Below are 20,254 nucleotides of genomic sequence, written 5' to 3' on the forward strand. Positions count from 1 at the left end.
ATTTCATCAAAATCAAAATCTACTTCTTCATTCATTGTCAGTCCTTGATAGTATTTTATCAAACTGACACGAAATTTCTAACACTCCCAGTAAAAGAGTTAGCTAAACCCAACTAAAATCTTCATCTTCCTCAGGCCTTCCCTCAAGAGTTAGATATGGCTTGTATGAGGCTTTGTATGAGAGCGAGCCACAATCTTTAACATAGTAACCTAGATATATCCAATCTTTTTTTTGTCTCTTTGCAAACTCTATCTCGTAAAGTAGCGAGAGTTTTCCTAAAGAGTAACTACTGTAATCTGGGTCGTAGTAAAAGTAGATAGATGAGATGCCATCTTTTAGCACATCTATAAGGTCAACTCCGATAAGTCTGTTTTCATCATAATACAAAACTTCATAGCCAAACCCATTGTGCCCATTTACAAAAGAGCTGTAGTAATTTTGGGGATCTACATAGGAGTGTTCCCAACCCTTTTTATCTCTCATGTAGAGATGATACTTGTCAAAGAGTTGAAGATGTTTTTTTGTCATACTTGGAGCTTGTATATAACTTTTTATATGTTTAGCCTTTTTCATAACTCTTTTATGAGATTTTGAAAACTCAAAATTTTTCACATCTATCTTTATACTTTTACACTCATCACAATCTTTACAAATAGGTCTAAAATACATCTTACCAAATCTTCTGTAACCCCTCTGTATAAGTGAAGAACACTGTCTTTCATCACAATTTTCTATGACTTTGTAGTGAGTAGTTTGGTCTTTGTTCTCAAGATATGAGCAACTATCGTTTAGATAAAATTCTTTAAGTAAATTCATATCGTGATTTTGACATAATTTGCATTATGAATGCTTGAGTAGAGGAATGATTTTGGAATTTTTAAAAAAATATAAGATAGTCTTTTTTAGAGTTGCTGGCATTTTGATGCTTCTTATTGGTTTCGTTGTGCATTTTTGGCTTACTCCAAAAGAGGCTTATACCCAAAATGAGTTAGCTGCACTAAATGTAGCTAGGATGGAGGCACAGGTCTCAGGAGGCTCAGGCTCTAGTAGAAGTAAAAAAGCACAGCCAGATACATCAAAATATATAGAGGAGCTCAAAAATGCTCAAGCTAAGCAGATGAAGTATTTAACTATCATAGCTATGATTTTTGGGGTTGGTTTTTTAGGATATAGTTTTATAAAAAAGAAAGAGGATTAAGGATTTAGGGAGAGTCTTTTTTGCAACCGCGAACTTGTTCGGGTTCCGTGGTGCAAAACTACGCTTTGTTCATGGAGATTAAGACATCCTCTAGCATCTTGTCTAGGTCACCATCTAAGATAGCAGAGACATTAGAGTACGCTTCGTTGCTTCTTGAATCTTTAATCTGCTGATATGGTTGCATCACATAAGAGCGAATCTGGTGTCCCCAACCAATCTCACTCTTACTCACTCCATCAGCTTCGGCTTTTTGAGCGTCAAGTTCTAGTTCATATAGACGAGACTTTAGCATCTTCATAGCAGTCGCTTTATTTTTATGCTGGCTTCTATCGTTTTGACATTGAACCACTACACCTGTTTTAATGTGCGTGATACGGATGGCTGACTCAGTTTTGTTAACATGTTGTCCTCCTGCACCACTTGCTCGATATGTATCGATGCGGATATCTTTGTCTTCTACTACGATGTTTATATCATCATCAATCTCAGGTGAAACCATAACCGAGGTAAAAGAGGTGTGTCTTTTTGCATTTGAATCAAATGGTGAGATGCGAACTAGTCTATGGATGCCATTTTCTACTTTTAAGTAGCCATAAGCATTTTCGCCTTTTATAATGATAGAAGCATCCTTGATGCCAGCTTCATCTCCAGCTTGATAGTCAAGAACTTCAACCGCAAAACCTTTTCTCTCTGCCCAGCGTTTATACATGCGAAGTAACATCTCTGTCCAGTCTTGAGACTCTGTTCCACCAGCTCCAGGATGGATGGATAAAATCGCATTGTTAGCATCTGTTTCGCCACTAAGCATTACTTCTACCTCCATATTGAGTATAAGTTCTTCAAGTCTCTCGCTATCACTAAAGCAAGCCTCTATAGTCTCTTCATCTGCCTCATCTTTTGCCATCTCATAGAGATCTTTAGCATCTTGAAGTGCTTCGCTTGCTTTTTCGTACTTCTGTAGTTTTCTTTGAATTTGAGTTTTTTCTTTTTGAATCTTTGCAGCATAGCTAGCATCATTCCAAAAGTCTTGAGAAGCTTCTTCTTGCTCAATGGCATCTAATCTCGCACTGAGTTTAGCAGGCTCCACAACACCTTCAATGTTTTTCATCTTTAAGCTTAAGTTTTTTAACAGTTCTGTGTATTCATAATTATCCATAAAATAGTCCAATAGTGTATAATTGCGATTATATAAAAAAGAGGCTTAAAATGAAGATCATCACAACAGTAAAAGAGCTAAAAGAGTATGTCAAAAACATAGATAAAAGCATAGGTTTTGTGCCAACCATGGGAGCCTTGCATCAAGGACATACAAAACTTATAAAGCAAGCAAGGGAAGAAAATGAGATAGTTGTGGTCTCAATATTTCTTAATCCTACTCAGTTTTTAAAGGGTGAAGATTTAGATAAGTATCCTAAAAAAGATGAAGCAGATAAGAAAATATGTCAATTAAGTGGTGTTGATGTTATGTTTTTTCCATCTGTAGATGAGATTTACACAGATGATGAAGTTAGCATCCTAGCACCTTGTGTTCGTGGTTTTGTTTTAGAGGGTTTTAGCCGTCCAGGGCATTTCAATGGTGTTTTAACTGTAGTTATGAAGCTTTTAAATATAGTAAATCCAACAAGAGCTTACTTTGGTAAAAAAGATGCACAGCAACTATATCTCATAAAACTTATGGCTAGGCAGTTTTTTATGAGTGTGCAGATCGTAGCGGTAGATACACAAAGAGAGAGTGATGGACTAGCACTTAGTAGTAGAAACGTTTATCTCTCAAAAGAGGAGCGACAAGAGGCTCTTAAAATTCCACAATCGCTTCATCTTTGTGCTAAGTTGGTCTCTAAAAATATAAGAGATAGGGATGAGATAGTGCAAAAGATGAAAGAGATTCTAAATCCTCTAGAACTCTCTTATGTAGAGATTTTAAATCGTAACTTTGAAGTGATAAAAGAGGTTGAACTAGGCAATAGTGTAGTCTTAGTTGAAGCCAAGGTAGGCTCGACTAGGCTTTTGGATAACATTTGGCTTTAATTGTCTACTTAGATGGAACTTTTTTTGCTTAAAGAGAGTCAAATATCTCAAAAAGGTAGGTTTATGGACATTGTTTTACGTAACAATCTTATTCTTATCACGACAAGTTTTGAGACACTAAACAGAGAGTGGATGAAAAACTTTTTAAATCATCACTCAAGAGGTATGCTTTTTTTATCAAAGTCTGTTTTGGTATTTAGAAACGAGACGCTAACAGAGGTAAGAGATGAGTTTTTAAGAGAGCTCTCACAATATCATGCATCTACGCATGAGTATGACCACAAGTTTTTTTTACGCTCAATGTTAAAGTTTGGAACTCAACCTATAAAAATAGAGCTAAAGAAACTTGATAAGACCCAAAAAATAAAAGTAAATCTATATGCTTATGATAAAAACACAGTTTTAATAACACTAGAGAGTCCAAATTCATGGGTACTTAGCTATTTCCGTTCACAGCTTGAAGTCTACGTAGAGAGAGGTACAGATATCTCTTTAGTAGTAGATGTGAGTGACCATAGGGCAAAAGCAAGGTTGGAGAGAACACTCAACAAAAAAGATGTGCTTCACTATCATTTAGAGTATAGTTATGACAATCATTTTTTGAGTAAACTCTATAGTGACTTTGCAAATTATACTTTTGGAGATCTTTGTAGAGAGGAAGAACAGAGCCATCTAACACAACTCTATAGACTCTTAGAGTGTCCTGTTGGCGCTAGTGCTGATGATATTAAAAGAAACTATAAAAAGTTAGCAAGAGCCTATCATCCGGATAAGATACTCCATGAGAATCCTACCATGATAGAGCACTACACACAAAAGTTCCAACTTCTACAAGAGGCATATACAACACTTAAAGAAGTTAGCTAAGATTTTTTAAAAAAGAGAGTCTATTAGTTCATCACTTGAGGTGTTTTTTAGAAGCACTTCAAAGTCATCGCTACTGTAGAGAGCTAAGTCTTTTCCTTGCATTTGCTTTAACTCCTTTGAGAAGCCTCTTTTTGAAAAAAGTATGATCTGAGATGGTTCTATACCGAGTATTTCACACTTCTGTGTGAGTTTTTGCCACTCTTTTTTTGTGACCACATGGTTAGTCCATTTACACTCAGCTACATAAATCTTGTCATTATCAGCGATGGTTAAGATATCTATCTCTATCTTTGCATCCCAGTAACTCCCAGAGCTAACAATCTGAGCATCACGCAAATTATAGTTTAGCAAAACCTCTGATAACTCTTCAAAAACTAAGCTTGTGTAGCTATTTTGTCTCAGCTTAAAATTTTTAAATAGTCTGCTATACTTTTTGTTTCTTATATCTCTTATATTTGGATAGATAAAGTAAAACCAAAACCTTATAAAGGGGTGTGTGAAGAGCACTTTGTGCGAAATTCTCTGCCTCGCTAACTCTCTTTTTAGTTTGTTTTTCGGATTTGGGCTTTTGTTGCACTCTTCTCTTGAGTACTCGATTTGAACTAAGCCTCGCTCTTGAAGGTAGTTAAGGGCTACCCCACCATTACTGTTGTTAAGCCCAGCTCTATTAAATGCAGAAAAAATCCTTCTATCGCCAACGGCTAGCGCATGCAGAAGTCTTTTGTTGATGGGATTGCCAAGAGTTAAATCTTCTATCTTTGCATTTAGATAGGTAAAGTTTTCTAAGATGAGATCTTCTATGAGAAACGAGATAGGTTGTGTGGTATCAACCTCAAATCCAAGTCCGCCAAAGATAGCAAAGTACTCTATGTGAGTCTCCATATCATTGGGATAGTTTCTTATGTAAAATGAGCGAAATTGATCTAAAAGACTTGTATTTTTCATATTTTATTATCTTTATATTGAATTGTTTCTAGCTTTTGCATTTGCTCTGTCTGTAGAAAAAAAAGCTATAAAATTTGCAAGAGTCCCAACTACTAACCCATCGATTCCAAGCGGAGAATCTAAGAGATTACTCCATAAAAGTGTGGTGATGATGCCAGCTGATGCACCTGATATAAAGCGTTTTTTACTAAGTTTTAAACCAAGCAAGGCGGCTGCAAGTGGGACTAAGGTAGTAGGTGCCCAAAAGTTATATGAGTAGATAAGGATATCTAAAATACTATCAATAGAGAGTGCAAAAATCACAGCTATAGTGCCAACAGCTAGAGTAGTCATACGAGCAAGTTTAAGCTCCGCATCTTGGTTAAGTGGAGTCTTTAGTATGGGCTTTATGATGTCGTTATTAAAAGCGATGGCAGCTGCGTTTAAAAATGAATCCGCAGAGGACATGATGATGGAGATGATAGCTGAGATAACTACAGCTTGAAGTACTGGAGAGAGTGCTTCTTGGATAACATAAGGCATGGCAAGGTTTGCATCTAGTGATGGGTTTAGTGCTAATGCTACAAGCCCGATTAACCCAGTGGTTGCAAAAAATGGGATGGAAAATAGTCCACTAAGCATTGTTCCTCTTCTTACATTACGATTTCTTTTACCAATAAGAAGCCTTTGAACATAGGGAGGAACTAGAGTCTCACCTAGTAAAAAGGTAAGAAAAAGAGAGATAAGGGCAATTAGTGCCATAGGTTCAAGTGAGATAGTAAAGTGGCTCTCTGGGACACGCTCAACAACTTCACTCCAGCCACCTAGATGCTCTATGCCAAAGTAAAGTGTAAGAGGAATACCAACAGATAAAACTATAAACTGAACAATATCAGTCCAAACAACCGCTCTCATTCCTCCTATGGTTGAGTAGATGATAACGATGCTAATACCTAAGATGATGCCAGTTGAACGGTCAAGCCCTAGAAAAAGATTAAAAATATATCCCATAGCACCAATCTGAGCACCGAGAATTCCAGCACTTAAAATCACACCAAAAACACCTGCAAAGATTCTAGACTCTTTCCCATAAGCTGGCTCCATTATATCGCCTATAGATATGGCATCTGGATAGTGTCTTATGTTTGGAGCGATGTACTTTGCTACTAAGATCTCTTTTAGGCTAAATCCCCAAAGTGCTACAATATTTGAGATGCCAACTAAAAAAACCTTCTCAGCATTTCCCATAGAGAAGCCTCCTCCAATAAAAGAGGCACTAAGGGTTGCAAAGATAGCCATAGTTCCAAAGGACTTTGAAGCTACAGCGTAGTCTTTGATATCTTTGATACCACGACCTGCCCAGATTCCGATAAGTAGTACTACGATGAGGTATGAAAATATTATAATGCTTTGGGTAGTAAACATCCCTTTTTGGCTCCATTTGCAAAAGTGGCTGTAGTATACTATATTATCTTAATTAAATTCAATTTTTTTGAGGACAAAAAGGAGGACATAGCCTCCCTTTTAGAGGAGAGCTAGATTAGAACTTATAAACTAGAGTACTACTAACTTGAGTCAAGTCAGTAGCAGCCCAACCAATGTCTTTTTCATCTTCATTTATTACTGTGAGAATAGCACTTAGATTTAGGTTTTTAGTGATGTCATAGCCTGCCCATAAACAAAATTCGCTCATTTTATAATCGCCTGAACCATTAGGTAGTTTATAAGTACTATGACCATAAATAGCACTAAGGCTAAGCCCCATTATATTTTTAGAGAGAGTTATATATGGAGTACGAGTATCTATTGCTATATAGTTGTAGAGTTTATCTCCCTCTTCAAAAGGCGTGACATTTTCGCCACCCTTATAAGCAGAACCCCAACCACCATCTTTTCCTGTTTGGATATATCCAAGTCCAAGATTGTAGCCATCAAGCTCAACATAGACTTTTGTATCTATAAGCGAGCCATCTTCGTTTTGTGCAAGTCTTTCATCTGTTTGCATATAGTGAAAAAATCCACCATATTTAAAATCATTTGACTCAAGAGCGAGGGTAGCTTTCGCGCCATAAACAGAGTAGTTATCAGGAGCTACTAGAGTGTAGCCTTTGACTTTTAGTGAATCTAAAATATCGTAAGTTAAACCAACTTTATAGATTCCACCTCCTTCAGAGTTTATAGTTCCACTAAAACCATCCATATCAGGTCCATAAAACAACTCTCTTGCCCACATTCTATAGTGACTTTGTGACCAGATAAGCTCAACTTCAAGCTTTTCTATTGGGTTTGCATAGAGAGTTATTGCATCGTGGTGCTCATCTAGCCACTCAGTCTCAAGCTCTTGACGACCAGCTTTAAAGTGGATTTTTTCTGTGTCATAACCGATGTAAGCATTTGTTGTAACTGCAATCTCTCCACCATCAATATTCCAAAATCTTGAACTTGCATCACCTTTTCCTGCCGTAGGTCCATAAGCACCTATAGAGTTTTTATGATCTTCCCAGATAACTTTATAAGCTCTCATACCAAAGGCAAGATTGAAATTATGAAAAGAGTCAGTTTTATAGATAAGTTCCGCTGAACCAACTGAGTAAGCGCTATCTCTATAGTAAACGTCTAAGTCTTTCTTAGAATCCCTCATCTCATAAGTTATAGTAGCATCACCACTTAACTTTCCGTTTTTAATCGCTTCATCAAACTCTGCTGCGCCAACTGAACTAGCCGCCATAAACATACATGCCACTAAACTTAAACTTTTTTTTCTCATTATTTCTACCTTAGAGGATTTTTTATATAAAACATATATTTAAGAAGTAGAGAAAGCTCTACTTCTTTTTTAGATTAAGGTTGTTTAAACATAGAGAGTTCAGGAGCTGCTTTAGTATATTTTTCAATATTAACTAGAGCTGTATTTGAACTATTTCCATTTGCTAACTTAGATGTTGGGATATCTTTTGTTAGAACATTAACATTACCATTTAAGCAAAGTGAGCCTATCTTTCCTCTCTCCATTGGGTCATACCAAGCACCCTCATCAATTTTCACGACACTCTCTCTAACTTCATCAGATACAATAGCACCAACTAAGATTTGTCCTCTATCGTTAAAGACTCTCACAATATCGCCACTTTTGATGCCCTTAGCTTTTGCATCTTTTGTATTGATCCAAACCGGTTCTCTGTTTGCTACTGCGTACTTTTCTCTTAAACTAGTATTGTTTAGTTGGGAGTGTAGTCTATGAGTTGAGTGTGGAGTAATAAGTGCAAACTCCGCAGTTTTTTTCTTCATACCCAACCACTCAGCTGGTTCTAACCAACTAGGATGCGCCTTACAATCATCATAGTTCATATCTTCAATTGTTTTAGAGTAGATCTCAATTCTTCCAGATGGAGTACCAAGTGGATCTAAGATAGGATCTTCTATATAGTCTGCATATCTTACGAATTGTGTATTTTCATAAGGAGTCCCAAAAGTTATAGGCTCATTTTTACTCCAAAATTCTCTAAATTTTGGTATTTTCATATCCATTTTTACAGCTTGATCATAAGCCTTAGTATAGAACTCTTCTATCCACTCCATCTCAGTTTTGTTTTGTGTGTACTCTTTATGTACTCCAAACTCTTTTGCTAAATCACTAAAGATTTGATAATCATCTTTAGACTCAAACTGCTTTTTAACTGCTTGCTTCATTGGAACGATATTTAGGTTTGAGTAGTCTCCAGTTCCCGTAATATCATTTCTCTCATAACTCGTAGTTGTAGGCATTACAATATCTGCCATTCTAGCTGTTGGAGTCCAAAATGCTTCATTGACAACAACTGTTCTAGGTTTTCTCCAAGCTTTAATTAGAGTATTTGTATCTTGATGGTGAACCAATGGATTTCCACCAGCCCAGTAGATAAAATCAATCTCTGGATATGTTATCTCTTTGCCATTAAACTGGATTTTTTTACCAGGATTTAAAAGAGCATCTGCAACTCTTGCAACAGGGAAAGAAAATTTAGCTGCATTTTGTAGCCACTCTGCACCTTCTGCGTTCTCATTTGCTGTAACATTTGCAGTTATCCCACCAACTATAGCACTCTTAGCAGTTGGAACACCGCCGTTTGAGTAGTGATAAGAGAGTCCGAAACCACCACCTGGTTTACCGATTTGTCCAAGCATTGAAGCTAGAGTTATTAGCATCCAGTGAGTTTGCTCTCCGTGATGAGCTCTTTGCATACCCCATCCAGACATAAACATAGTTGTGTTTTCAAAAAACAGCACTGCTAACTCTTTGATTGTTTTTTCATCAATTCCACATATTTTTGAAGCCCAAGCTGCACTCTTTACAACTTTGTCTTTTTTTCCATAGATATAATCTTTAAACTCATCAAAGCCTTCAGTGTACTCTTCTAAAAACTCTTTATCATATTTCTTAGCTTCAATTAGAGAGTGAGCCATACCTATCATTAGAGCGACATCAGTATTTGGAACAGGAGCTACCCACTGTGCATTTAAGTATTCGCAAGTCTCCGTCTTAAAAGGGTCGATGCAGATGATTTTTTTACCTGAATTTTTTAATTCTTCAAGATATTTAAGCCCATAATCATCAGATGCAGTCCATGCAATTTTTAGAGTAGCCGCAGGATTTGCTCCCCAGATAACTACAGCTTTTGAGTGCTCTAACACAATTGGCCAAGATGTTTGTTGTTCGTAAACTTCAAGAGTTCCTAAAACGTGAGGCATTATTACTTGTGAAGCACCTGTTGAGTAGTCTCCAACTGTTCCTGTAAAACCACCAGTTGCAGTCATAAATCTATGAAGTAGGATTCTACAGTTGTGCATATTTCCACTACTCTTCCAGCCATAACTACCAGCAAAAACACTCTCAGCGCCTTTGTCTTTTCTAGTCTTTTTAAGCTGCGATGCTATTAGTTTTATAGCATCATTATAAGAGACTCTAACCCACTCATCGCTACCTCTTAGTTCTGGCTTTGGATTGTTTGGATCTTTTAAGTAGGACTTTCTAACCATTGGGTATTTAACTCTATCTTTTGCATAGACTAAGTCTTGTGTATGGTGTTGAAGAGAGTTTTCAAGCCCTGATACTTTTTGATAAGGTTCAGATTTTGTTAGTACGCCATCTTTAATTGTTAACTTTAACATTCCCCAGTGAGCAGCAGTTAAGACCTCTCCATTTTGAACTAGTTTTGTGGAAAACTTTACAATTGTTCCAGCTAGCAGATGCCCTCTACTTGTGAGAACATCTATGAATGGAACAGCTGCAAAGAGTGCAGCAAACTTTAGTACATTTCTTCTTTTTAAGTTTGTATTTTGCATGTTATTTTTCTCCTATGTCTTTTGAGTGTTTTTGTAGAAACTGTGTTACAAGATATACATCTTCTTTTGTCATTGCCGTTCTATTTGACATCGACTTTATCATGCTTGGCCATTGGTTTGATGTATATTCATTGTTTGGATGTGCTGGGTGACAGATGGAGCAGTTATCTTTATATATAGCCTCTGCATTTTTATATAAAGAGCTTAAATCTTCTGTCAGATTGTCATTTACTGTATAAGCAGTAAGGGCTACTTTGCTCCATTTTACGCCATCTTTGTCTTTACTAGTGGAGATAGTTTTGATATCAAACTTTGCCTTTTTACTAAGACCAGCAATTAAAATCCTTTTACCTGTTGTAAAATAGACTGCACTTGAGACGCCTTCTCTCATAAAGCCCTCAATCTCAACTTTTACCTTGCCATCTTTTTTCTCTAAGATTTTTACTTCTGAAGTAGGAAGCAATCTCCCCTCACTTCTTTTACCATCTGGCGATGTATATAGATTCTTAACAGAACTTGAGTACAAAGACTCATTTGCAAACAGGGATCCACTTAAAAAAATGAACCCGATCATTAAACTTTTTATCATTTTACTTCCTCATAAGATTTTTAACTCTTTAAATGATAATAGATTAAAGTAGCAAAATAGTCGAATAAATTGTTGTTGTGTTCGACTATTTTGCTACATTTTGTCAATACAATTTTTAAAATCGTAGATTAGGAATTTTTACTTGCTATTTTGGATGTAGGGTTTTAAAGTTAAAATGAGCATTAGAGTATAATGAGCAAGAAGGAATTGGTAGTGAAAAAAGAGCTTTTACATAAATTACAAAATCTAACTATTCTTTATGCAGAAGATGAAGAGGGTATACGAAAAAATATAGCTGATTCTCTTAGATATTATGTTAAAGAAGTTTATGAGGCAGGTGATGGCGAGGAGGCTTATCTTTTGTATGAGCAAAAAAAGCCCAATATTATATTTAGTGATATCCATATGCCAAAGATGGATGGTATCGAGTTTGTTAAAAAGGTGAGGGAAAAAGATTTAGAAACTGCTGTTGTTATGATAACTGCACACACAGATAAAGAGTATCTCTTAGATGCAGTTGAGCTTCACATGGAGAAATACTTTGTAAAGCCTATAAACTTTGAACAACTCTTAGGTGGGCTTGAGCGGTGTGTTCTTCAACTAGAACAAAACAAACTTGTTGTTTTGGATGTTGATAACTCCTATGTTTATGACTTTGATAACAAAAAATTGAACTACAAAGAGAAGTGGGTTACTCTTAACAAAAAAGAGATGCTTTTTTTTGAGGCACTTATCAAAAATCAAAACCGCATCACTTACTACGGCGAACTACAAGAGAGTGTTTGGGTTGATGATGTAATGACTGATAGTGCTTTGCGTTCACTTGTTCGCAATCTTAGAAAAAAACTGCCAACAGATATCATCTACAATCTATCAGGAGTAGGATATAAATTTATTTAAATACTTACTTATTTTACTTCTTTTTATTAATATAACTGATGCAAATGAGCTTCTAGTAAAAAAAACTCACTTTAGAGATGACGATGCAGCCTCTCGCGCTGCAACTCCTCTGCATCCAGACTCTCACATAAAGATATTTATCCCAAATGTTCCATATATTTACATTACCAAAGCCACAAATGCTGGACTTATTCGCTCTTATGATAATGAGAGAGGTTGGAAGTACGAACTAGCAAAAAGTCATAAAAGAGTGGACGATTTTACTTATGAGTTTGAGTTACGAAAGGGACTAAAGTTTCAAGATGGAAGCGAGTTTGATACTGCTGATGTGCTTTTGAACTTTGAGTACTTCAAGCGCTCTCCTTTTCTTTATACAAACATAGATAACGTAGACTTTGAGGTTATAAAGATTGATAAGTACAAGTTCAAAATAGTGCTAAAAGAGAAGTATGAGATGTTTTTTACAGACCTCGCTAATATCTACTTTCATACAAGAGAGTATCTTAAAAAGTATGGCTTTAAGGGCAGTGAGACTGAATCAACAACACATGCACCAGGTGCTTATGGGATGGGGCCATACATACTCAAAGAGGGTTATGCTCTAGGCTCAAAACATACACCAATCATAGAGTTAGAGGCAAATCCATACTACTACAATAAAGAGTACCCAAAGATAAGAAGAGTAACAGCTTACACACAACTAAGTGCCACAAAAGCACTAGAGATGATAACTCAAAAAGAGGGAGAGCTTGACTTTGCCCCTATTGCCTTTAACAAAAAGATAGAAGTTCTAACATCAAAGTATGCAAAGTTAAATATTAGCAAATCCACAAACAATTTTATAATCTTTTTTAATCTTATAAATGCGAATGAGAGACTAAAATCAAAAGAAGTAAGAGTAGCACTAAACCAAGCACTAAACCAAGAAAACTTACTAAACTTTGTATATAAAAACGAGGGCTATATCGCACCATTTGCAAGTTCTGTAAACTATGAGATAGTGAAAAAAGTCTTAAAAGATGCAAAACCAAAAGAACAAGAGAGTTATACAAAAGAGAAGATGCACAAACTACTAAAGGGTCTGCATCTAAAGGTCTTTACGCAAGATAGTTTTATGTTTTTGTTTAAGGGCATAGAGTATCAGTTAAAGAAGTATGGAGTAACACTTAGTTACACCATAACAAGTAGTGAAAAAGATATATATGAACAGTTGCTCACCACTCATAAATCGCAAAATACTCAAAAGTGGGACTTGCTTATCTGGGGAGATGATGACTGGTACTATGGTAATCCATGGAGTGTTCTTTTCATCTATGAAGATGAGAGCGCATGGTCAACCATAGGAAAAGACAGACTTATGAAGAGCTATATAGATGAGTTTTTTGTAACAAAGGTTGATTCAAAAGAGTATGAAGAGATAGTTTCAAAAATACTATATAGAGCAAAAGAGATGGCGTACACGCTAAGGGTTCCATCACCGAACAAAGTTACAGCACTAAATAAAGAGATCATCTATAAGCCATACAAAGGAGCAGTTATCCCCATTTGGGAGATGCAAATTACAAAAGACCACTACTCCATAAGAAAAACAAGAGAGTATCCTAAATACTTAGAACAACCCATAAAGCCAAAAAGAGGAAATTGTGAATAAAATAAGTATAAAATTTAAACTCAGAATCCTCTTTATCTTACTACTTCTAGCTATCTCAACTATAGGATATAAGTCTATATCTATAAGTCAAGATAACAAAGACAGACTTGAAGTGGTTCATAGCAAATCACAAACGCTTCTAGGCTTGCAAGATAAAATCATCACTCCACTCTATAATCTAAGAGAGCTAAGCCAAGCCTTAGTTATGGCACCAAACCAAAAGATAAGAGAGTCTATACTAGACAATTTGACTACAGCGATAAATGAACTTGATGATGCATTTTTAGAGTATTCAAAAGAGAATAAAATAGTTTACGAGATGTGGCTTCACTACAAGTCTCTTATAAAGGTGACAAAAGGCTATTTAAACTCAGAGTTTGAGGAAGGCGCTTATGTAAATATTACAACTGTTGGTAGAGCACAATTTCAACTCTTAGTTAAAGAGCTTTTGGTTATCCAAAGTGACTTGTTAAGTAAATCATCCATAGCTTATAGCGAAGCGGTAAAAGATGTTGCAAATATAAAAATAGAAATATTTGTTTCTCTATTTGTGATCTTGCTTTTTTCTATCATCATAGGTTCTTTAATATCAAATAATATCATCTCCTCTATATATAGAGTTCAAAATGGCTTAAGAGAGTTTTTTGAGTATATAAACCATAAGAGGGAAAAAGCAAACAGGATTGAACTTGTCTCAAATGACGAGTTTAGCGATATGGCAAACATGATAAATGAAAATGTTGAGACTATACAAAACAACATAGAAAAAGATGAGGCACTTATAAAAAATGCTACAAGAGTGCTACTAAGCATCAAAAGTGGGAACCTCGGAGACAGGCTTGATGGTCATACTCATAACATGGCTCTTGGTGAACTAAAAGAGATGATAAACGATATGATAGAAAACCTAGAAGAAAAAATCCAGCAAGAGATAAATAAAAGACTTGAAAACGAACAGATATTACTACAACAGTCAAAGCTTGCATCTATGGGTGAGATGATAGGAAACATAGCACATCAGTGGAGACAACCACTCGCTCAAATCATAGCGATTTTTATGAATATGAAGGTTACTTATGACTTTGATAAGTTTACACCAATCTATCTAAACCAAAAGATAGAAGAGGCAGATAAACTAACACAATACATGTCACAAACCATAGATGACTTTCAGAACTTTTTCAATCCACATAGTGTAAAAGAGGTGTTTTGTGTTGAGAGAGCTTGTAGAGATGCGCTTTTTATAGTTGAGTCTTCACTTAAACACAACCATATAAAAGTAGAGTTTGAAGTCTTAGATGAGTTAAAGATTTTAGGACATAAAAATGAGTACTCTCAGGTTGTACTAAATATCATAAACAATGCAAAAAATATCCTCTTAGAAAAAAAGATAAAAGAGCCACTTATAAAGATAGAGATAAAAGAGGGAGATAACTTTGCAATAGTGAAGATTTGGGATAATGGTGGAGGGATACCAGACGAGTTTTTAGATAAAGTGTTTGAGCCTTACTTCACAACTAGACACAAAACTCAAGGAACTGGCATCGGTCTCTATATGTCAAAAAATATCATAGAGAAAAATATGCAAGGCTATTTGAATGTCAAGAATATTGGTGATGGAGCTTGCTTTACTATATAAGGTACAAAAACACTAAAGTTCACTTGCCCATTTGATGGCATCTAGTCCATACTTTTCTCTAAGTTTATGTGTCTGCTCGCTTAGTGTTTTCATCTTTTGATCATCTTCAAAACCTATGAGGGAGAGCTCTTTTTTAGAGTCTCTTGTAAAGCTTGAGCAGTTGATGCTAAGCCTGATGGCGTGGAGTCTCTTGTGGATGTCTGCCTCATTAAAGAGGCTCAAGCAAAGAGAGTCAAACTTTTTTTCTGTAAATATCTCAGCTAGTGAGATGTTTTTATGTGAACTTTGTCGCATCTCATAAGAGATGCTAAGATGAAAAACAGTTGGGATGACATCAAGTTTTAAGATAGCGTAACTTAGATGTCTGGCTAAGATATGCACTCTTCGTCTTAACTCACCTCTATCAAAGATGGGGTCAAATGTTCTTGAGATGCCGATGGACTTTCTTTTGTGAGTTGTCTTAATGTTCTCATCTGAGAGACCGCAAACTCTTTTATAAAGCTCTTTTGCGTAAGGCCCCCACGACTCAATAGTGCCACGTCTCTGCTGTAACTCTCCTAAAGTACGAATCTGAACAGAGCTTAGCTTCTCCTGCATACTTTTACCAATGCCAGCAAACTCTTTAACAGGGATATCTTTTATAAAAGAGTCAACACCGTTTGCATAGATAGTTTTGCATCCAAAAGGTTTTGCGCTTGAAGTGGCTAGCTTTGCGATGAAGCGAGTGTTTGCCGCTCCGATGGATACTGGGAGTTTTAGCTCTCTTTTTATCTCATGTCTAAGGTTATCAATAAACTGCTCAACTTCATCATCTTCCACCCAACCAGACAAATCACCATAAAACTCATCGATGCTGGCTTGCTCAATGAGAGGGATTTTTGACTGTAAAAACTCATGAAGCTTATGCGAGAGCTTTTGATATAGAGACATGTTTGGTGCTTTTATGATGAGATGTGGACAGAGCATCAAAGCCTCTCTTATGGTCATAGCAGTTTTAATCCCAAAAGAGCGAGCTTCATAAGATGAGGTAGTTAAAATCCCACGAACTCTTCCATCTGTATCTACAAAAGCATCTATATCATCACTCTTCTCATAAGTTTTATAAAAAGTGCTAACAAAAGAGCCAGAGTTCTCAAGGTTAACACTCTGCTTCTTTGCTTCTTTTGTAAAAATCTGAGCATCACTTCTCCCACCAATAGCCACAGGTTTCCCCTCCAATGATGGCTCACTAATGCGAACGGCACTTACAAAAAAGCAGTCTATATCTATGTGTATTTTCATAGTTAGAATTATAGGGGATTTTAAATAAAGAAGTTAAAAATATGACAAGTTGTCAAGAAAAATAAAACTGCGAACTTTGGGATCAAGAGCAGTTTGTAAAGCCTCACTTCCGAGTTATTTCACACTCTCAGTGTAGAGGAGTGCTAAATAGAAGCAGAGAAATCTTATTTGAAAACTTAGATATTCATTTGTGGATAGATTATGCTATTATAACTTACTATATAGCTATAAAAAGGGGCATACATGAAAAAAAGAACCAAAATTATAGCCACTGTTGGCCCAGCATCTGATTCGCTTGAGGTTATAGAGGCACTTATCTTAGCAGGTGTTAATGTTTTTCGACTAAATTTTTCACACGGGACGCATGAGTACCATTATGAAGTTCTGCATAGAATTCGTCAAGCTGAAAAAAACACAGGGCTTTTAACTGGCGTTTTACAAGATATTAGCGGACCAAAGATTCGTGTGGGTAAGATTGATGAGCCTTTTAAGCTTAAAGAAAATGATACTGTAGAGTTTGTTGCAGAAGATATCTTAGGCGTGCAGCTCGGTGAAAATAGCTACCGCACTTGCATCAATCAGCCAACTATTTTAAAGCAGTTGCACATAGGCGATTATATATATCTTTATGATGGAATGATCCGTACAAAAGTTATCGAAGCCTCTGCATCTAATGTAAAAGTTGTTGTAGAAAATAGTGGAATGCTCTCCTCGAAAAAGGGTGTAAATTTTCCTAATACTCGTTTGGGCATAGAGATAATCACAAAAAAAGACAAAGAAGATATACTTTGGGGCATTGAAAATGATGTTGATTTTATGGCTATCTCTTTTGTTCAAAATGCATCAGATATGATTCAGGCAAGAGAGATTATCAAACAGAACAACGGCAGAGTGCAGCTCTTTGCAAAGATAGAAAAATTTGATGCAGTTGAGAATATTGATGCTATCTTAGAAGCTAGTGATGGCATAATGGTTGCGCGTGGAGACTTAGGTATAGAAGTGCCTTTTTATGAAGTGCCAAGCCTGCAAAAAATGCTAATTAGAAAAGCAAATGAGGTAGCAAAGCCAGTTATAACTGCAACCCAGATGTTGCTCTCAATGACAGAAAAAGACAGAGCAACTCGCGCAGAGATTAGCGATATTGCCAATGCTGTTTTAGATGGTACAGATGCAGTTATGCTCTCAGAGGAGAGTGCAGTGGGGCACAACCCTGTATTGGCGGTAAAGACCATGTTTGAGGCGATTCAAGGAGCAGAAGAAATCTACTCTTTTAATGAGTTTTCAAAGTTTAAAGTCATAGATGCAGCTGATAGCGTAAATCAAGCAGCGGCCAGACTGTGCGAAGATGTAGATGCTTGGGGAATCATAGCACTCACCACTTCAGGTACATCAGCTAGAAAAATAGCTAGATATCGACCTCGTAGAGATATATATGGTGTAACGCATGACATAAAAGTATCAAGATTTTTAACTATTTGTTGGGGCATTGTTCCTGCTTTTTTAGTTAAAGAAGACTCTTTAGAGAAGATGCTCGCAGAGGTCATGAGACAAGGCTTTGATAGGAAAGCTCTTCACCTTGATAAAAGCTATGTATTAACAGCAGGCGACCCAATAGGCGTTGAGGGCTCAACAAATATGATACGAATACTAAGAGCCAATGAAATGGAATATTTTCACTCGTTGATAGATGCATAGCTCTTTAACGCTATAAACTAAACAAAGTTACGAGGTCTTATGAGAAAAAAATCAGATATTTTAAAAAATATGCCAAAATCCATCATTGTTGAGACTAATGGTAAGGTAGTTGTTGGTGTCTATGGTGGCAAAAAGAGTTTAAAGAAATTAAAGCATAAAAAACTAAAAGACATATTTGATGCTAAAGCTTATAAGAGGCTGAAAAAGCTTAGGAAAAAAAAGTCTAAGAGTAGCGTCATTAGTTGGGATGGGCAGGAGTATGGGGCTTACTATAAGTCTGATGTTTTTTATTTTTATGATATTACGGCTTACTTTGAAGTTGAGTCAAAACTAAAGCAGAGTTTGAGTGAGCTTACTTCTAAAAAAGAGGAACTTCAAGCGGTCTTTGACCTTGCGGCAAATGGCATCTCTATTTTAGATAGAGATGGAATGTTTTTGTATGCAAACAAGTTTTTTCAAAATATGATGGAGTATACGATGGAAGAGCTTTATAGTGAATCTTGCATCTCTCTCTCATCTGCTGAATATGCGGCTCCATCAAAGACTGCGGTTGAAAAAGCCATAGAGTTTGGAAGTTTTGAGAAGTTTAAAAAGGTTTGTGTCACAAAGTCTGGAGTCCATTTAAATGCTAGTATGTCCTTGGCTTACCTAGAGAGTAGGGATGAGATTATCATGATAACCTCAGACATTACAGAAGATATAATGTATCAAGACAAACTAAAAAAACAAGTTGAGATAGAAGTCGCAAAAAGATCACAACAGCATGAGATAATGTGCCATCAGTCAAGACTCGCTGCTATGGGTGAGATGATAGACTCTATAGCTCATCAATGGAGACAACCCTTAAATAGTCTAGGCATCATAGTACAAGGGCTTAGACACATATCAAGCCAAAAAAACATAGATGCTAGGTTTTTAAAAGAGATAGAAGCAGAGATGATGCAAAAGCTAAACTACATGTCTCAAACCATCGATGACTTTAGTATGTTTTTTAGAATATCTAAACAAAAAGAGAGTTTTAATGTTCTAAAAAGCATAGAAGATGCCATAAGACTTATAGATATACAACTAAAAAACTACAATATTACGATAAAAATAACAAAAGATGAGAGCTTAGACTTGAGTGTTTTAGGCTTTGCAAATAAGTTTAGGCAAGTAATACTAAACATGATTCATAACTCAATGATGGCTATAGTCTCAAAAAGTGTGAAAAATGCAAAGATAGAGATAATCATTAAACGAGTCAAAAACAATCTTCATATAGAGATAGTTGACAATGGTGGAGGCATTTCAAGGGAGGATATGCCAAAGATATTTAACCCATACTTTACAACAAAAGACAAAGGAAGTGGGATAGGGCTCTATATGTCAAAAGTAATTATTGAGAGCCATATGAACGGGCTTTTAGCGGTTAAAAATATCAAAGATGGTGTGAAGTTTACTATCATGTTAAAAAAAGGTTATGAAGATGCAAGCCATTCATAAAAGACTGCAAGCACTTACACTTTTAATCGCAGAAGATGATGAGAGCACCCTAAAGTGGCTTAGTCGCGTTTTGTCCATCTACTTCAAAGAGGTCAGAGTTGCAAAAGATGCTATGCAAGCCTTAGAACTTTTTAAAGAGAGTCCATCAGACGTTATCATCTCAGATATAGAGATGCCACAAGTTGATGGCTTGCATCTACTACAAAAGATATCACAACTCTCACCAAACACCATAAGAGTGGTTATGACAGCTTATAATACGCCAGAGTATATAAACATAGCAGTAGAGTCTAATGTTGATTTTTATCTTAAAAAGCCCATAGATATAGATGAGTTTCTAGTCGCAATATCTTCAAGTGTATCTAAAGGTAGCATACTAAGTGAGGAGATTTTTTTAAATGAAGATTACTCTTATAGCTATAAACAAAAGTTAGTAAAAAAAGGGCAAGAGAGTATAAAGCTCACAAAAAAAGAGGTACTTCTTCTTGAGTTGTTGTTAAAAAATAGAAAATCTATAGTGAGTATAGAGCAGATTGAACATAGTGTTTGGCAAGAGAGTGTTAGTGCAGATGCCATTAGGATGGTAGTAGCTGGTATTAGGAAAAAACTCTATCAAGGTGTTATAGAAAATGTAAAAGGGCTTGGATACAGGATAGAGTAAAATCTTATGTAAAC

General features: G+C 36.1%; 17 protein-coding genes. 9 read left to right on the forward strand and 8 right to left on the reverse strand.

The genetic code is table 11. The features are described from left to right. Positions 1-102: 102 nt before the first annotated feature. A complete protein-coding gene (locus M947_RS15965; protein WP_021287067.1) occupies positions 103-816 on the reverse strand; it encodes an arginyltransferase in 714 nt (237 codons plus the stop codon). Between the two features lie 46 nt (positions 817-862). Here M947_RS15965 and M947_RS15970 point away from each other — a divergent pair, with 46 nt between their 5' ends. Then, complete coding sequence (locus M947_RS15970; protein WP_425425632.1) at positions 863-1,198, forward strand: hypothetical protein; 336 nt, start codon at positions 863-865, stop codon at positions 1,196-1,198. Between the two features lie 58 nt (positions 1,199-1,256). Here the strand turns inward: M947_RS15970 and prfB are convergent, their stop codons facing one another. After that, positions 1,257-2,354: a peptide chain release factor 2 gene (prfB, locus tag M947_RS15975; RefSeq protein ID WP_021287069.1), complete on the reverse strand. Its 1,098-nt coding sequence runs from the start codon at positions 2,352-2,354 to the stop codon at positions 1,257-1,259. Positions 2,355-2,404: 50 nt separating this feature from the next. Between prfB and panC the strand changes: the two genes are divergently transcribed. Then, entirely contained in the window at positions 2,405-3,226 is an 822-nt protein-coding gene (gene panC / locus M947_RS15980; protein WP_021287070.1) for a pantoate--beta-alanine ligase, read from the forward strand. Between the two features lie 63 nt (positions 3,227-3,289). After that, complete coding sequence (locus M947_RS15985; RefSeq protein WP_031347885.1) at positions 3,290-4,093, forward strand: J domain-containing protein; 804 nt, start codon at positions 3,290-3,292, stop codon at positions 4,091-4,093. A gap of 6 nt (positions 4,094-4,099) precedes the next feature. Here the strand turns inward: M947_RS15985 and M947_RS15990 are convergent, their stop codons facing one another. The 5 genes from M947_RS15990 to M947_RS16010 all read right to left on the reverse strand — a co-directional run bounded on the left by M947_RS15990 (position 4,100) and on the right by M947_RS16010 (position 10,928). Beyond that, positions 4,100-5,038, reverse strand: a complete 939-nt coding sequence (locus tag M947_RS15990) for a DUF234 domain-containing protein (RefSeq protein ID WP_021287072.1) — start codon at positions 5,036-5,038, stop codon at positions 4,100-4,102. Between the two features lie 12 nt (positions 5,039-5,050). Further along, a complete protein-coding gene (locus M947_RS15995; protein WP_021287073.1) occupies positions 5,051-6,442 on the reverse strand; it encodes a sodium:solute symporter family protein in 1,392 nt (463 codons plus the stop codon). 115 nt (positions 6,443-6,557) lie between these two features. Further along, positions 6,558-7,784: an Opr family porin gene (locus tag M947_RS16000; protein WP_021287074.1), complete on the reverse strand. Its 1,227-nt coding sequence runs from the start codon at positions 7,782-7,784 to the stop codon at positions 6,558-6,560. Between the two features lie 74 nt (positions 7,785-7,858). Beyond that, on the reverse strand, positions 7,859-10,339 hold the full coding sequence (locus M947_RS16005; RefSeq protein ID WP_021287075.1) for a molybdopterin guanine dinucleotide-containing S/N-oxide reductase: 2,481 nt from the start codon (positions 10,337-10,339) through the stop codon (positions 7,859-7,861). A 1-nt stretch (position 10,340) separates the two neighbouring features. After that, the gene (locus M947_RS16010; protein ID WP_021287076.1) at positions 10,341-10,928 is read right to left on the reverse strand and encodes a hypothetical protein; all 588 of its coding nucleotides are present in this window, start codon (positions 10,926-10,928) and stop codon (positions 10,341-10,343) included. A gap of 213 nt (positions 10,929-11,141) precedes the next feature. On the opposite strand from M947_RS16010, the gene M947_RS16015 reads away from it, so the two are divergent. The 3 genes from M947_RS16015 to M947_RS16025 all read left to right on the forward strand — a co-directional run bounded on the left by M947_RS16015 (position 11,142) and on the right by M947_RS16025 (position 15,118). After that, a complete protein-coding gene (locus M947_RS16015) occupies positions 11,142-11,828 on the forward strand; it encodes a response regulator transcription factor (RefSeq protein ID WP_021287077.1) in 687 nt (228 codons plus the stop codon). A gap of 190 nt (positions 11,829-12,018) precedes the next feature. Further along, positions 12,019-13,479, forward strand: coding sequence for an ABC transporter substrate-binding protein (locus tag M947_RS16020; RefSeq protein ID WP_281166947.1), 1,461 nt, complete (start codon positions 12,019-12,021; stop codon positions 13,477-13,479). Next, entirely contained in the window at positions 13,472-15,118 is a 1,647-nt protein-coding gene (locus M947_RS16025) for a HAMP domain-containing sensor histidine kinase (protein WP_021287079.1), read from the forward strand. The genes M947_RS16020 and M947_RS16025 overlap by 8 nt, the downstream gene beginning before the upstream one ends. 12 nt (positions 15,119-15,130) lie before the next feature. On the opposite strand, the gene M947_RS16030 is transcribed toward M947_RS16025, so the two are convergent. Beyond that, the gene (locus tag M947_RS16030; protein ID WP_031347887.1) at positions 15,131-16,399 is read right to left on the reverse strand and encodes a Y-family DNA polymerase; all 1,269 of its coding nucleotides are present in this window, start codon (positions 16,397-16,399) and stop codon (positions 15,131-15,133) included. A 243-nt stretch (positions 16,400-16,642) separates the two neighbouring features. Between M947_RS16030 and pyk the strand changes: the two genes are divergently transcribed. From pyk to M947_RS16045, 3 genes are read left to right on the forward strand one after another with little or no spacing between them, the layout of a single operon-like run. After that, the gene (pyk, locus tag M947_RS16035; protein ID WP_021287081.1) at positions 16,643-18,094 is read left to right on the forward strand and encodes a pyruvate kinase; all 1,452 of its coding nucleotides are present in this window, start codon (positions 16,643-16,645) and stop codon (positions 18,092-18,094) included. Between the two features lie 39 nt (positions 18,095-18,133). After that, entirely contained in the window at positions 18,134-19,579 is a 1,446-nt protein-coding gene (locus M947_RS16040; protein WP_021287082.1) for a PAS domain-containing sensor histidine kinase, read from the forward strand. Beyond that, complete coding sequence (locus tag M947_RS16045) at positions 19,563-20,240, forward strand: response regulator transcription factor (protein WP_021287083.1); 678 nt, start codon at positions 19,563-19,565, stop codon at positions 20,238-20,240. The genes M947_RS16040 and M947_RS16045 overlap by 17 nt, the downstream gene beginning before the upstream one ends. Positions 20,241-20,254 lie beyond the last annotated feature (14 nt).

This window comes from Sulfurimonas hongkongensis (assembly GCF_000445475.1).
GTDB classification, from domain to species: domain Bacteria; phylum Campylobacterota; class Campylobacteria; order Campylobacterales; family Sulfurimonadaceae; genus Sulfurimonas; species Sulfurimonas hongkongensis.

What these genes read in the sequence shown, in the direction of transcription:
- M947_RS15965 (WP_021287067.1), bottom strand. Translation starts at nt 816, where the DNA reads ATGAATTTACTTAAAGAATTTTATCTAAACGATAGTTGCTCATATCTT.
- M947_RS15970 (WP_425425632.1), top strand. Translation starts at nt 863, where the DNA reads ATGATTTTGGAATTTTTAAAAAAATATAAGATAGTCTTTTTTAGAGTT.
- prfB (WP_021287069.1), bottom strand. Translation starts at nt 2,354, where the DNA reads ATGGATAATTATGAATACACAGAACTGTTAAAAAACTTAAGCTTAAAG.
- panC (WP_021287070.1), top strand. Translation starts at nt 2,405, where the DNA reads ATGAAGATCATCACAACAGTAAAAGAGCTAAAAGAGTATGTCAAAAAC.
- M947_RS15985 (WP_031347885.1), top strand. Translation starts at nt 3,290, where the DNA reads ATGGACATTGTTTTACGTAACAATCTTATTCTTATCACGACAAGTTTT.
- M947_RS15990 (WP_021287072.1), bottom strand. Translation starts at nt 5,038, where the DNA reads ATGAAAAATACAAGTCTTTTAGATCAATTTCGCTCATTTTACATAAGA.
- M947_RS15995 (WP_021287073.1), bottom strand. Translation starts at nt 6,442, where the DNA reads ATGTTTACTACCCAAAGCATTATAATATTTTCATACCTCATCGTAGTA.
- M947_RS16000 (WP_021287074.1), bottom strand. Translation starts at nt 7,784, where the DNA reads ATGAGAAAAAAAAGTTTAAGTTTAGTGGCATGTATGTTTATGGCGGCT.
- M947_RS16005 (WP_021287075.1), bottom strand. Translation starts at nt 10,339, where the DNA reads ATGCAAAATACAAACTTAAAAAGAAGAAATGTACTAAAGTTTGCTGCA.
- M947_RS16010 (WP_021287076.1), bottom strand. Translation starts at nt 10,928, where the DNA reads ATGATAAAAAGTTTAATGATCGGGTTCATTTTTTTAAGTGGATCCCTG.
- M947_RS16030 (WP_031347887.1), bottom strand. Translation starts at nt 16,399, where the DNA reads ATGAAAATACACATAGATATAGACTGCTTTTTTGTAAGTGCCGTTCGC.
- pyk (WP_021287081.1), top strand. Translation starts at nt 16,643, where the DNA reads ATGAAAAAAAGAACCAAAATTATAGCCACTGTTGGCCCAGCATCTGAT.
- M947_RS16040 (WP_021287082.1), top strand. Translation starts at nt 18,134, where the DNA reads ATGAGAAAAAAATCAGATATTTTAAAAAATATGCCAAAATCCATCATT.
- M947_RS16045 (WP_021287083.1), top strand. Translation starts at nt 19,563, where the DNA reads ATGCAAGCCATTCATAAAAGACTGCAAGCACTTACACTTTTAATCGCA.